The 13,031-nt window shown below is 68.9% G+C and carries 15 protein-coding genes; 7 read left to right on the forward strand and 8 right to left on the reverse strand.

The features are described 5' to 3' along the window. Positions 1–21 precede the first annotated feature (21 nt). Both BJ987_RS09250 and BJ987_RS09255 read right to left on the reverse strand, forming a co-directional pair. Positions 22–768 (reverse strand): 3-hydroxybutyrate dehydrogenase, encoded by a 747-nt coding sequence (locus BJ987_RS09250; RefSeq protein ID WP_209886862.1) that lies wholly within the window; start codon positions 766–768, stop codon positions 22–24. Further along, a complete protein-coding gene (locus BJ987_RS09255; protein WP_209886865.1) occupies positions 765–2,144 on the reverse strand; it encodes an MFS transporter in 1,380 nt (459 codons plus the stop codon). Before BJ987_RS09255 ends, BJ987_RS09250 begins: the two co-directional genes overlap by 4 nt. A gap of 104 nt (positions 2,145–2,248) precedes the next feature. On the opposite strand from BJ987_RS09255, the gene BJ987_RS09260 reads away from it, so the two are divergent. Both BJ987_RS09260 and BJ987_RS09265 read left to right on the forward strand, forming a co-directional pair. Continuing rightward, a complete protein-coding gene (locus tag BJ987_RS09260; protein ID WP_209886867.1) occupies positions 2,249–3,217 on the forward strand; it encodes a LysR family transcriptional regulator in 969 nt (322 codons plus the stop codon). A gap of 34 nt (positions 3,218–3,251) precedes the next feature. Continuing rightward, complete coding sequence (locus tag BJ987_RS09265; protein WP_209886870.1) at positions 3,252–4,373, forward strand: metallophosphoesterase; 1,122 nt, start codon at positions 3,252–3,254, stop codon at positions 4,371–4,373. Between the two features lie 42 nt (positions 4,374–4,415). Here the strand turns inward: BJ987_RS09265 and BJ987_RS09270 are convergent, their stop codons facing one another. Beyond that, on the reverse strand, positions 4,416–5,129 hold the full coding sequence (locus tag BJ987_RS09270; RefSeq protein WP_209886873.1) for an ABC transporter ATP-binding protein: 714 nt from the start codon (positions 5,127–5,129) through the stop codon (positions 4,416–4,418). A gap of 16 nt (positions 5,130–5,145) precedes the next feature. Next, complete coding sequence (locus tag BJ987_RS09275; protein ID WP_209886876.1) at positions 5,146–6,201, reverse strand: ABC transporter permease; 1,056 nt, start codon at positions 6,199–6,201, stop codon at positions 5,146–5,148. Between the two features lie 130 nt (positions 6,202–6,331). On the opposite strand from BJ987_RS09275, the gene BJ987_RS09280 reads away from it, so the two are divergent. Together BJ987_RS09280 and BJ987_RS09285 are read left to right on the forward strand one after the other, a co-directional pair. Beyond that, entirely contained in the window at positions 6,332–7,489 is a 1,158-nt protein-coding gene (locus BJ987_RS09280) for a sensor histidine kinase (protein ID WP_209886879.1), read from the forward strand. Then, the gene (locus BJ987_RS09285) at positions 7,486–8,103 is read left to right on the forward strand and encodes a LuxR C-terminal-related transcriptional regulator (RefSeq protein ID WP_209886882.1); all 618 of its coding nucleotides are present in this window, start codon (positions 7,486–7,488) and stop codon (positions 8,101–8,103) included. Before BJ987_RS09280 ends, BJ987_RS09285 begins: the two co-directional genes overlap by 4 nt. Before the next feature lies 1 nt (position 8,104). Here BJ987_RS09285 and BJ987_RS09290 read toward each other — a convergent pair whose 3' ends face one another. Next, positions 8,105–8,860 carry a DUF1460 domain-containing protein gene (locus tag BJ987_RS09290; protein ID WP_307869553.1) on the reverse strand — a complete coding sequence of 252 codons (756 nt, stop codon included), beginning with the start codon at positions 8,858–8,860 and terminating at the stop codon, positions 8,105–8,107. An 89-nt stretch (positions 8,861–8,949) separates the two neighbouring features. Between BJ987_RS09290 and BJ987_RS09295 the strand changes: the two genes are divergently transcribed. Together BJ987_RS09295 and cobM are read left to right on the forward strand one after the other, a co-directional pair. After that, positions 8,950–9,375 carry a PPOX class F420-dependent oxidoreductase gene (locus BJ987_RS09295; RefSeq protein WP_209886888.1) on the forward strand — a complete coding sequence of 142 codons (426 nt, stop codon included), beginning with the start codon at positions 8,950–8,952 and terminating at the stop codon, positions 9,373–9,375. A 64-nt stretch (positions 9,376–9,439) separates the two neighbouring features. Then, positions 9,440–10,195, forward strand: a complete 756-nt coding sequence (cobM, locus tag BJ987_RS09300; protein ID WP_209886891.1) for a precorrin-4 C(11)-methyltransferase — start codon at positions 9,440–9,442, stop codon at positions 10,193–10,195. Positions 10,196–10,200: 5 nt separating this feature from the next. Here cobM and BJ987_RS09305 read toward each other — a convergent pair whose 3' ends face one another. Both BJ987_RS09305 and BJ987_RS09310 read right to left on the reverse strand, forming a co-directional pair. After that, positions 10,201–10,602 (reverse strand): hypothetical protein, encoded by a 402-nt coding sequence (locus BJ987_RS09305; RefSeq protein WP_245365878.1) that lies wholly within the window; start codon positions 10,600–10,602, stop codon positions 10,201–10,203. A gap of 25 nt (positions 10,603–10,627) precedes the next feature. Further along, positions 10,628–11,185, reverse strand: a complete 558-nt coding sequence (locus BJ987_RS09310; protein ID WP_209886895.1) for a peroxiredoxin-like family protein — start codon at positions 11,183–11,185, stop codon at positions 10,628–10,630. 78 nt (positions 11,186–11,263) lie between these two features. On the opposite strand from BJ987_RS09310, the gene BJ987_RS09315 reads away from it, so the two are divergent. Further along, on the forward strand, positions 11,264–11,881 hold the full coding sequence (locus tag BJ987_RS09315; protein WP_209886898.1) for a TetR/AcrR family transcriptional regulator: 618 nt from the start codon (positions 11,264–11,266) through the stop codon (positions 11,879–11,881). Between the two features lies 1 nt (position 11,882). Here BJ987_RS09315 and BJ987_RS09320 read toward each other — a convergent pair whose 3' ends face one another. Continuing rightward, positions 11,883–12,995, reverse strand: coding sequence for a GDSL-type esterase/lipase family protein (locus BJ987_RS09320; RefSeq protein ID WP_245365879.1), 1,113 nt, complete (start codon positions 12,993–12,995; stop codon positions 11,883–11,885). Between the last annotated feature and the right edge of the window lie 36 nt (positions 12,996–13,031).

Raw genomic sequence — 13,031 nt, forward strand, 5'->3', positions numbered from 1 at the left:
CCTCATACGCCCGCTCACCGTTCATCGAGCGCTCCAGCCTCCGTCCATGGTGTAGGACGCCCCGGTGACCATGCCCGCCTCCGGCGCCGCAAGCCAGCCGACCAGGGACGCGACCTCCTCCGGTTCGACCAGCCGCTTGATCGCGCTCTCGGTGAGCATGATCTTCTCGATCACCTCTTGCTCCGGAATCCCGTGGGTGCGAGCTTGATCGGCTATCTGCTTGTCCACCAACGGGGTTCGCACGTATCCGGGATTGACGCAATTGCTGGTCACCCCGTGCGGGCCACCTTCGAGCGCCGTCACCTTCGACAGCCCCTCCAGCGCGTGCTTGGCCGTCACATAGGCCGCCTTGTAGGCGGAGGCGCGCAGGCCGTGCACCGAGGAGATATTGACGATCCGGCCGAATCCCGCCCGATACATGTGCGGTAGCGACGCGCGGATGAGCAGGAACGGAGCCTCCACCATGAGGGTGAGCAGGTGGCGGAACTGGTCGGGCGGGAAGTCCTCGATCGGTGCGATGCGCTGCACCCCGGCGTTGTTCACCAGGATGTCGACCTCGAGCCGGAGGTCTTCCAGCGCGCCGACGTCGAGCAGGTCTACCGCCCAGGCCTTTCCGCCCAGCTCGTGTGCGAGTTCCTTCGCGCCGGTCTCGTCCACGTCGGCGAGGGTGACGGTGGCGCCGCGGGCGGCGAGCAGCCGGGCGCAGGCCGCGCCGATGCCGCTCGCACCGCCGGTCACCAGCGCGGATTTGCCTGCCAGTTCGCTCATTTGGCCACCACGGGCGCCGCGACCAGTGCCCGGTCCGCTTCGTCGACGCTGGCGAGATCCAAACCCTTTGTCTCCCGGGCGAAGAGCACCGCGACGGCGGTGACGGCGGCCGCCCCGGCGAGGTACCAGGCGATCGGCACCGCGGAGTCGAAGGTGTTCAGCAGCCGTACCGCGATGATCGGCGCGAGCGAACCCGCCACGATCGAGGTCACCTGATATCCCAGGGACACACCGGAATAGCGCATCCGGGTCGGGAACATCTCGGCCATGATGGCGGGCTGGGCGGCATACATCAGGGCGTGGAACACCAGGCCGATGATGATCGCCGACATGATGACCGCGTTGTGCCCGCTGTCCATCATCGGGAAGGCGAAGAAGCCCCAGGTGCCGCCCGTGATCGCCCCCGCGAGGTACACCGGCCGGCGGCCGAATCGGTCACTGAGATAGCCCGCGGCCGGGATCGCGAAGAAGTGCACCGCGTGCGCGGCGAGCAGCCACCACAGGATCACCTTGGTGTCGGTGCCGACGTGGACCTTCAGATAGGTGATGGTGAAGGTGACCACCAGGTAGTACAGGATGTTCTCGCCGAAACGCAGGCCCATCGCGGTGAAAACGCCACGGGGATAACGCTTCATGACCTCCACCACGCTGAACGAGGTGGCCTTGATCTGTTCCATCTCCTGCTGTGCCGCGACGAAGATCGGGGCGTCGGTGACCTTGGTGCGGATGTAATAGCCGACCAGGACCACCACCGCCGACAGCCAGAAGGCCACCCGCCAGCCCCAGCTCAGGAACGCGGCGTCGGAGAGCGTCGAGGTCAGCGTCAGCAGTGCGAGGGTGGCGAGCAGATTGCCCACGGGCACACCGGCTTGCGGCCAGCTCGCCCAGAAGCCGCGCCGGGCGCTCGGGCTGTGCTCGGCGACGAGCAGGACCGCACCGCCCCATTCGCCGCCCACCGCGAAGCCCTGGATGAAGCGCAGGGCGACCAGCAGGGCCGGCGCCCAATAGCCGATCTGAGCGAAGGTCGGCAGACAGCCCATCAGGAACGTCGCCGCGCCGACCAGCACCAGACTGAACTGCAGCAGCTTCTTGCGGCCGTACTTGTCGCCGAAGTGCCCGAACACGATGCCGCCCAGCGGGCGCGCCGCGAAACCCACCGCGTAGGTGACGAAGGCGGCCAGGATCGCGTCCAGTTCGCTGGTGCCCTGGGCGAAGAACACCTTGCTGAACACCAGCGTCGCCGCGGTGCCGTAGAGGAAGAACTCGTACCACTCGACGACCGTGCCCGCCATCGAGGCGGCGACCACGCGTCTGAGTCCGGAGGGGGCATCATCCGGATCGCCGCCGGTCGGCCGCACGGGATTGCGCACGCTCATCGAACATCTCCTAACGCTCGGACCCAGCCCTCGGTGTTCCCGTTGTGATGGGCCCCACAATTTCTAGCTGGCCTGAGTATTCGTGCAGATCCGCGTCGGACGCAATGGCCAAATCCGCACGGGCAGTCTGCAAAGATGCAGATATGAACTCCGGCCGACCCAGTGCCGACGACCTGTTGATCCTGCTCGCGGTGGGCCGGACCGGCCGGTTCGTCTCGGCCGCCGACGAGCTGGGCCTGAACCACACCACGATCTCCCGGCGCATCGCGGCGCTCGAGGAAACGCTCGGCGGACGGGTGCTGACTCGGGTCACCGGTGGCTGGGAGCTCACCGAACTCGGCCGGGAAGCGCTGGTCGCCGCGGAGGCGGTGGAAGCCGCCGTGCGCTCCCTGACCGCCGATGCCACCGGCACCCGGGTGCTGGAGGGCGTCGTCCGGATCTCGGCCACCGACGGTTTCAGCGCCTACCTCGCCGCGCCCGCCATCGCGGGCGTGCAGCGCCAGCACCCCGGCATCTCCGTCGAAATCGTCACCGCCACCAGGCGCGCCTCCCAGCAGCGCTCCGGGGTCGACCTCGAGGTCGTGGTCGGCGAGCCACAGGTATTGCGCGCCAAGGCGATTCGATTGGGCGACTACTGTCTCGGCCTGTACGCCGCGCGTGATTACCTGCGTGAGTACGGAACTCCGGCCGCGATGGCGGACCTGACGCGGTATCCGCTGGTCTACTTCATCGACTCCATGCTCCAGGTCGACGACCTCGACGTGGCCGCCAACTTCGCCACGGCCATGCGCGAATCCATCACCTCCACCAATGTTTTCGTGCATGTGGAGGCCACCCGGGCCGCGGCCGGACTGGGCTTGCTGCCCTGCTTCATGGCCGATCGGCACCCCGACCTCGTCCGAGTCCTGCGGGACCAGGTCTCGGTCCGCCTCGCCTACTGGCTCGTCACCCGCACCGAAACTCTGCGCCGACCGGAGGTGTCCGCGGTCGTGGACGCCCTCTGCGCGCAGGTCCGCAGTCAGCGGGCGGCACTGCTGGGCTCGGCCGGCGGAACCGGTTCCACCGAGGTATAGCCTGGCGCAGTTGACTGCCTCGTGAGGAATCGCTGTGAAATACGTGCCCCGCATCGCTCTCTTTCTGGCGATCCCCGCCCTGCTGTTCCTGTTGCCGTGGTGGACGCTGGTCGGCGCGACCAGTTCCGGCACGGTGTTCTGGGCCGGGACGGCGCTGTTCCTCGCCGGCTATGTGTGCCTGCCCGCGTCGATGTTCCTCGGCCACGGGCCCGCGCAGTCGGACACGGCGTCCATCATCGGCGACACCTTGCTCGGTGTGCTGTGGGTGCTGTTCAGCTGGTCACTGCTCGGCACCATCGCCGGATTCGGATTGGCGGTGGCCGGGGTGGACGATCCGGTGCGCTCGCGGATCGTCGCGGCCGGTGTACTGGCGATCAGTGCCGCGCTGGTCGCCTACGGCATCTATGAGGCGCGGCGGGTGCCCCGGGTGCGGACGCTGGAGGTGCCGATCCGCGGTCTCGGAGCGGGGCTGGACGGGCTGCGTCTGGTGGTCATCACCGACACCCACTTCGCCGCACTGAACCGGTTGCGCTGGTCGGAGCGGGTGGTCGAGGTCGTGAACTCCCTGGAACCCGATATCGCTTGTCACGCGGGTGATCTCGCCGACGGCTCGGTCGCGAAGCGGCATCCGCAAGTGGATCCGCTCGGCAAGGTCGAGGCACCGCTGGGCCGCTTCTACATCACCGGCAATCACGAGTATTTCGGTGACGCCCAGGGCTGGATCGACCACATGGCGTCCATCGGCTGGCAGCCCATGCACAATCAGCACGAGACCCTCACCCGCGGCGGCGACCGGCTGGTGCTCGCCGGTGTCGACGATCCGACCGGTGTCGGGCTGCCCGGCCACGGTCCCGATCTCCCGGCCGCGCTCGTGGGTGCCGAACCCGGCGTGCCGGTCGTCCTGCTCGCCCACCAGCCCCGGCAGATCGCCGAGTCCGTCGCGGCCGGTGTGGCGCTGCAGATCTCCGGACATACGCACGGCGGCCAGATCTGGCCGTTCCACTATCTGGTCCGGCTGGAGCAGCCGGTCGTCGCGGGCCTGTCCCGGCACGGCGATACCCAGCTCTACACGAGCCGGGGCACCGGGTTCTGGGGTCCGCAGTTGCGGGTATTCGCACCGAGCGAGATCACGGTCTTGGTGCTGCGCACCGCCTAGTCTCGCGCTCACTCCGCGAGATACGCACCTCGATCTCGGGTTTCAGGCGGCGCGGGTAGGGGTGAGGACGCCGTCGGTCATGGCATAGACCGAGGTCATCCGGTGCAGATGGGCGCGGTCGTGGGTGACCAGCAGAGTTGCCGCGTGCCGCGTGCGGGCCACGTCGAGGATGAGATCGATGATGGCGGCGCCGCGCTCGGTGTCGAGTGCGCTGGTGGGTTCGTCGATGACGAGCAGGGCGGGATCGTGCATCAGGGCGCGGGCGATATCGACGCGCTGCCGTTGGCCACCGGAGAGTTGGGCCGGGCGCTTGGCGTGCTGGCCGTCCAAGCCGACGGCGGCGAGCAGATCCATTGCCTTGGCGCGGGTTTCGCGGCGCTGCTCGGCGGAGGTGAACCAGCGCTGGCCGAGGTGGGACATGACCTCGAGTTGTTCGACGGCCGTGAGCGCCGGAATCAGGTTCGGTTGCTGGAAGACGATGCCGATGGCGGAGCGGCGGAGGGCGGCGGCTTCGCGAGGGCTCAAGTGGGCGAGATCTACTGTGGTGCCCTGAGTTTCGAGGCGTATGCGGCCGGATTCGGGGCGGATCAGCGTGGAGACGGCGGCAAGCAGACTCGACTTGCCGGAGCCCGAAGGGCCGGTGATAGCGGCGATTTCGCCGCCCTGGACGGTCAGGTGTACCCGGTCCAGCGCGGTGCGGCGTTCGGCCCCGTCGGGGAAGGTGAGGGTGACGTCTTCGACGGTGAGGGCAGTCATGGTGGGCTCCAAGGAATTAGCGGGCCGTGCCGAGGGCGGTCAGCGGGTCGGTCGTGAAGAGGAACCGCAGGGCGAACGCCGCACCGAACAGGCCCAGGACGACGAGGGCGGCGGCCGGTAGCAGGGTGGTGGCCGGGCTCAGCACGAAAGGCAGCGCATCACCCACGAAAGTTGCTGCGACAACCGTGATTCCGATCCCCACGGTGACGCCCGCCACGAGCACGATCGCGGCTTGCGCGAGGGCGTCGCGGACCAGCGAACCGGTGGTCGCGCCCAGCGCTTTCAACGTCGCGATGTCCGGGGTGCGCTGCACGGTCCACACCGTGAAGAACGCGCCGATCACCAAGGCGGAAATGGCGAACAGCAGCACCGTCATCACTGTGAGCGAACCGTTTTCGGCTTCGTAGGAGGCCAGCGCGGACAGTGCTCCGGACACGGTGGTCGTGGTGGTGTGCGCGGCGGCGTTGACCGCGTCCAGGTCGGTGCCGCCGGTAACGGCGAGGACGGTCGCCGCCCCGCCGCGTGGGCTCACCGACTGCCAATCCGCAGGGGTCATCCAGACCACGGGGCTATGGCTGTACCAGTCGTCGCCGGTTACGGCGGCCACGGTGAAGGTCGCTCCGCCGAGGCCGACGGTGTCGCCCGCGGCGGCGTGCAGGTCTGCGGCCGCGCCGGTGCTGAGGACCACGTTGCCCGGAGTTGCCGCACGGTTGCCAACTGTGCTGGGCGTGGCGCCGAAGAGGGCGACCTGAGCGGGCGGCGACCCGGCTCGCCCCGCCTCGGCCCGGCTGATCCCCACCGGCTGCACCGAGCCGGTGGATCCGGCGGCCCGCTGCCACTGCTCCACTTGCCGCGGGGTCAGCGCGGACGCGTCGAACGACGGCCCCGCCCCGGTGTCGGCGAACACCAGGCGGTCGGCCGACAGCGACTCGATCGCCGAAATATTCTGGTGCGCGAGCCCGGCGGTGAGTCCGCCCAGAAAGCTCACCAGCAGCGCCACCAGCGTGACAACCGATGCGATCAGGCCGAATCGGCCCCGTGCGGCCCGCAGATCCCGTAGTGCGACGAACATGACTCCACCGTCCCGCGAGACCTGGTCGCGGCCATCGCGCGACGGAATGAACCCGCCCCGCTCGAAGGGCGGCGCGGTGATTACACCTTTCGGTGGATGCCTTCGGAGTAGCCGCACATAAGCTGACAAGGTGCACTCGTCGCCGCTCACCCCAGTCTTCACCGCGCTGCGGCTGGGCCTGCATGTGCTGGTGACGGCGTTGGCGGCGGTGACCGCCGGCCGCGCACTGCTGCCCGAATCCGAGCACCCGATTCCGGTGCTGCTGCTGGTCGCGGCCTTCCTGCTCACCTACTTCGCGGGATCGAGGGTCGGCCGCCGGCCGGGTGGGATCCTGGCCTGGCTCGGACTGCTCACCATCCTGTGGCTGTGCCTGGTGCCGCTCGCCCCGGACGCGGGATACCTGGCGTTCGGCCTGTTCTTCCTCTATCTGCATCTGCTGCCGCGCCCGTGGAGTCTGCTCGCGGTGCTGGCGGCGACCGGGGTCGCCGTCGCCGGGTTCGGCTTCCAGCGCGGATGGTCGGTGGGCGGGGTGATCGGGCCGGTCCTGGGCGCGGCCGTGGCCATCGGTATCGGGCTCGGTTACCAGGCGCTGTTCCGGGAGTCGGCCGAACGCCAGCGGCTGATCGACGAATTGCTCAGTACCCGGGCCACTCTCGCGGAGCAGGAACGCAACGCGGGCAAGCTCGCCGAACGAGAACGTCTCGCCCAGGAGATCCACGACACGGTCGCCCAGGGGCTCAGCAGTATCCAGCTGCTGCTGCATGCCGCCGAGCAGTCGGCTCCGGAACACCCCGCGCTGCAACAGATTCGGCTCGCCCGCGAGACCGCGGCGGAGAATCTGTCCGAAACCCGGCGGCTGATAGCCGAACTGGCGCCCGCCGCCCTGGACGGGCAATCGCTGGCGCAGGCGCTGGAGCGGATCTGCCGGCGAGCCGAGGCGGTGACGGCACAGCTCGCGGTCGAGGGCATGCCCGAGCGGCTGCCGATGCCGGTCGAGGCCGCGCTGGTGCGCATAGCCCAGGGCGCGGTGTCCAACGTCGTCCAGCACGCGCGCGCTGACCGGATGCGCCTCACCCTCACCTATTCCGGCGACGAGGTACTGCTCGACGTGGTCGACAACGGTGTGGGTATCGAGCCCGCGGTGCTCGAGCACGCGCCCTCGGGTTCCTTCGGTCTGGCGGCGATGCGATCCCGGGTGGAACAGCAAGGCGGCACCTTCGCGGTCGAGTCCGAGCCGGGCCACACCGCGGTCACCGTGTCGTTCCCGTTGGATTCGGAGCGCGCATGATCCGCCTGCTGCTCGCCGACGACCACGCCATCGTGCGGGCCGGTCTGCGCGCGCTGCTGGCAGGCGGCGGCGACATCATCGTGGTCGGCGACGCGCCCACCGCCGAGGCGGCCGTCGCCTTCTGCGCCACGACGCCCGTCGACCTGGTGCTGATGGACCTGAGCTTCGGACCGGGCCGCTCCGGCGTCGACGCCACCACCGAACTGCGCGCCCTCCCGCAGCCGCCGAATGTCCTGGTGGTCACCAATTACGACACCGACGCCGACATCCTCGGCGCCATCGAGGCGGGGGCCTGCGGCTACATCCTGAAAGACACCCCGCCGCCGGAACTCCTCGCCGCGGTCCGCTCTGCGGCGGCGGGGGAGAGCGTGTTGTCCCCGGCGGTCGCGTCGAAGCTGATGACCCGCGTACGCCGAGCCGATACCACCCTCAGTCCGCGCGAAATCGAGGTGCTGCGCCTGGTCGCCGACGGACAATCCAACCGCGAGATCGCCAAGGAACTGTTCCTGAGCGAAACGACCGTCAAATCGCACCTGGTGCACATCTACGCGAAACTCGGTGTCCGCTCGCGCACGTCGGCGGTGGCTCGGGCCCGCGAGCAGGGCGCGATCTGAACTACAACGGGCGCAGCACGATGAGGCCCGGCACGGTGCGCGCGTAGTCGAAGAACGGGGAGTCGACGACCTTGTTGTGCTGAGCGAGCGAGGACGCGTTGCGGAACACCGGGCCGTTCGGCGTCATGACGAAGATGCCGACATGGGTGACGTCCAGACCGGCCTGGTCGGTGTACGCGCCGATGTAGTCGCCGGTGCGCAGCTGCGCGGCGACGGCGTCGTCCACCGCGCTGCTCGGGATGTAGGTCATCGGCCGATCGACCACCGGCACGCCCGGAAGGTATTGCCCGCCATCGGCTTTCGCGTTCAGCCGCTTGGTCACCGGGACCGCCGCGGGGCTCAGCGCGCCGGTGATGTCGGTGGCGGCGATCCGCGGCGTCGCCGCCCAATCGGTGAAGAAGTGCTTCCGCAGCCGGAAGTCGACCCGGCCGCCGGCATAGCGGGTTTCGATGAGGTTCGAGGTGAACTCCGCGCGGGTGGCCGACCTGCTGAGCGCTTCCACGTAATCGAGGTAGGTGAAGCAATCCACCCGCCGGAAGTCGACCACCAGCTCCTCGGGCTGCGACGCCGAGCCGATCAGCATGTTCGCCCCGTACGGCGTGCCGAGGAATCTGCTCGACAACGCCTCGATCAGCGCGCCCCTGTCACGCGGTTGCCCGGCCCGGACCGCCAGCAGCTCATCGATCTTCCGAGCGGTCACGTCATCGACCGCCGGGGTGGCGTGCGCCGACGGCGCCGCCAGGACGAGCGCCGTCACGATGAGCAATATTCGGGCGAGAATCCGCAAAACGCCTCCAGCAGGTTGGTGCACGGCCGACACCCACGGTAGCCCGTAACCTCAGCCGCATGGCCTCCCTCTCCGATCCGAAGGTGCGCGACTTCCTCGCGCACGCCACCCGCACCGGCAAAGTCGCCTTCGTCGCCTCCGACGGCCGCCCGATCGTGACGCCGGTGTGGTTCATCGTCGAAGACGACACCATCGTCTTCAACACCGGCAAGACGACCGCCAAGGGCAAGGCCTTCGCCCGCGACAATCGCATCGCCCTCTGTGTCGATCTGGAAGAACCGCCGTACGGTTCCGTCCAGATCCAGGGCACCGTCACGCTGTCCGAGGACCCGGCGGAACTCCTGCGCACCGCCACCGAGATCGCCGGCCGCTACATGGGCGCCGACCGCGCCGAGGAGTTCGGCAAACGTAACGGTGTTCCCGGCGAACTCGTGGTCCGTCTGCACCCGACGAAGGTCATCGCCGCCTTCGACGCGACCGCCTAGCCGCTCGGGAAACCCGGATAAGCCCGCCCCCGGATACGTTCGCCGGGCTGCATAGACTGCCCGCATGACCGTGCACTTCATCGGGGCCGGGCCGGGCGCCGCGGACCTGCTGACCGTGCGAGCGGTCGAGCTGCTGCGTACCTCGCCGGTCTGCCTGTACGCGGGCACCTACCTGGATCCCGAGGTGCTCGCGCACTGCGCTCCCGGCACCGAGTTGATCGATACCCAGCACCTGGACCTCGATGAGATCATCGAGCACCTGGTGCACGCGCACGGCCGCGGCATGGACGTGGCCCGGCTCTGTTCGGGTGATCCGTCGATCTACTCCGCGCTGACCGAACAGGCCCGTCGCCTCGACGCCCATGACATCCCCTGGGATGTCACGCCCGGCGTCCCTGCCTACGCCGCCGCGGCGGCGGCGCTCGGCACCGAACTGACGGTCCCGGAACTCGTGCAGTCGGTCGTCCTGACCCGGACCCAGGCCCGCTCCACCGCGATGCCCTCGACCGAAGCGCTCGCGAACTTCGCCCACACCGGCGCGACCCTGGTTCTGCACCTGGCCATCACCCGGATCCGGACCCTCGCCGCCGAACTGGTCGCCGACTACGGCCCCGACTGCCCGGTCGCCGTCGTCTACCGCGCCAGCCAGCCGGAGCAGATGATCCTGCGCGGTACCCTCGCCGACATCGCCGATCAGGTCGAGGCGGCCGGTCTCCGCCAGGCCGCCGTCATTGTGGTGGGCCGAGCTCTGACTCCGGCCCTGGCCTGCGCCCAGTCCCATTTGTACGACCCGGGCCGGAACCGTTCCGCCGCCCGCTGATTCGCTCAGAAGAAGGAAAGGACCGCGGCGTCGAACTCGTCGGTCGCCGGGATGGTGACCGGCGGACGGTAGTCGCTGCCCCGCACGTGCTGCACAAAGGTCTCCGGAAATGCCAGCCGGTAATGGGTGAGGTAGTGGATCGAGTCCACCCGCCAGATCCACCGGCCATCCGAGATCAGCGAGGGCCCGCCGGGGATCACCGTGCTGTTGTCCACGAGATCCACCACGTCCTCGAGCACGTCGAAAACCGGTGTGCCCGCGCGCATATACCCCAGGATCTGCTGCTGATCCGTCAGCGCGCGCACCGCCTGCGACTCGCGCAGCGAGGGCAGATGCTCCTTCCCCTGATACATCTCCCGGTAGATCCCTACCGTCCCCAACCCGGCCATCACCACAATCCCCTCCATCGACCGATCTTGTGCGCCCCCGAGGCTAGCGCTGCCCTCGGCCGGACGCCAGCGTGCAAAGTTCGTCCACCGACCACTGATCGTCGGCGTGTGCACCGTGTTTCGAGGCCACGACGCGGCCGTCGGGTGCGATCAGAAAATCCGCGGGCAGACCGAGTCGTCCGCCTTCGGGTTCGCTCGGCGGCGCGATCTCCCGCTTGCGCGCGACCGCGGCGAGGGTGTGCACTACGCCGCGGAGGATGGCGGGCCAGGCGCGGGGGTCGAGCAGGGCGCGGCGACCGGACTCGACGCCGAACTCCCGATACAGCGCCCGGTCCGGGTCGGCGATGAAGTCGAGCGGGAAGTCGTCGGTGTACTTGCGCAATTCCGCTGCGCTGGAATGGAATACGACGACCTCACGGATGTTCGCGGCGGTGATCTCCGCGTGCCGGTTGACGATCGAGCGCAGGTGCAGGTTGCATACCGGGCAGCCCGCGAAGCGCCGGAACTGCAGGTGCACAAGGCAATCCGGATCGGGGATGGATACCTGTACGCCGGTGACGGTGGTCAGTGCGCGGCGGGACACGGTGGTGGGCAGGGACATGGGAAGCCTTTCGACGAATGTTAGGTGTACGACGTACGCCTACAACCAGTATGCGCGTACCTTGTACGCTGTCAACCCATGCCCCGCCCCCGCTCGCTGACCACCGCCGACCTGGCTACGGCGGCCCTGGCCGTGCTCGACCGCGAAGGCCTGCCCGGCTTGACCATGCGCGCGGTCGCCAAGGAACTGCGCGTCGCCACCATGGCGCTGTATCGCTATGTCCCCGACCGGGATCGGCTCGAGGTCCTGGTGGTCGACCAGGTCCTCGGCGGCGTCGACCTGTCCGTCCCGCCCGGCGACTGGCGTGACCGGCTGCGGACGCTGCTGGACCGGATGCGCGTCGCCGTCTCCGCGCATCCGGCGGTGGTCCCGCTGGTCATGCGCCACCGGCAATCCGCCCTGGCGACCCTGCACCTCATCGAAGCCATGCTCGGGGTCCTCGCCACCGCCGGCTTCACCGGACGCGACCGAGTCCTGGCTCAGCGCACCGTGATCGCCTATCTACTCGGTTTTCTGCAGAACGAGCACTACGCGGCCCTGAGCGGCCCCGGCACCGCCGCCATGGCGGAGCTCGTGGCCGCCGACTACCCGTATCTCACCGAGACCGCTGCCCAGGCCCGCCGGCTCACCGCCACCGAGGAGTTCCACGGCGGCCTGGACATCGTGCTGCGCGGCCTCACCCCGCCGAGCGGCTAGTTCACGCGAGCGGAATGGTGGCGGCCATGGCGTGCGCGCCCGCGTCGTTGAGGTGCATGCCGTCACCGGAATCGAACTCGGGCCGGATGAAGTCCGGGCGCGCGGGGTCGGCGACGGCGGCGGCCACATCGAAGATCGCGTCGAAAACATCGGTGGCGCGTAGCCATTCGTTGACGGCCCGGCGGGTGGGCAGGGATTCCTCGATCGGCAGACCCGGATATACGCACCCGGCGTAGGGCCCGATGGTGGCGGCGTGGATGGTCAGGCCCGCCGCGTGCGCGCGCTCGGCCAGCTCGGTGAATCCGGCGATCAGCTCGGCCGCCGTGGCGGAGGGCTGGCCGGCCATGCCGCCGAGAATCAGGTCGTTGATGCCGAAATTGACCAGCACCCGGGTGACGCCCGGGACCGCGAGCACGTCGCGATCGAAGCGGGCCAGGCCGGGCTCGCCCACCTCGGTGGTCAGCAGCCGGTTCGCGGCAATGCCCTGATTCACCGCCCACCCGTCGGTGAGGCGTTGGTTGAAATAGTCGACCGAGCGGTGATTCGCGCCGAGGGTGGTGCCCACGCCTTCGAACCAGGAATCGCCGAAGGCGACGATCACCGGGCCGTCGGCGCGGACATCGACACCGGTCACGAAGAACCGTGCCGGAATCTCCTCGATGTCGCTCGGGGCGAGCGCGGCAGTCTCGTTTCCGGTTGTCAGGTAAGCGATTTCGATGGGCTGATGCGAAAAGGTCGCGAGCCCGGTCGGTTCGGGCAGGTAGATGCTCAGCAGTAGATCGGTCCCCGCCGTGACGACCAAGTCGACCGGATCGGAGACCGCCTCCTCGCCCACGGGGATGACCAACCGGTCGGCGCCGTCGAACAGCACCGGCCGATCGGTCTCGGCCACGATCTCCGCGGCGACCTTTCGCTCGGCCACTCGCACCGCGCCGACCACGAGCGGCTCGCGGCCGTAACGGTTGGTCAGCCGCACCCGCAATTGTTCGCCGCCGCCCGCCAGGCGCAGCACCTGGCGCAGTGTCTGGTCGGCGAACGCCCGCGAGTCGGCCAACTTGATCTGTTCGTAGGGGCTGATCACAGCGGACCGGAACCCAGCAACCCAGTTGGACATCGATGCCTCCATTTATTTGACGTGAGGAATATTGCT

Origin of the sequence: Nocardia goodfellowii (genome assembly GCF_017875645.1) — a bacterium.
GTDB lineage: Bacteria > Actinomycetota > Actinomycetes > Mycobacteriales > Mycobacteriaceae > Nocardia > Nocardia goodfellowii.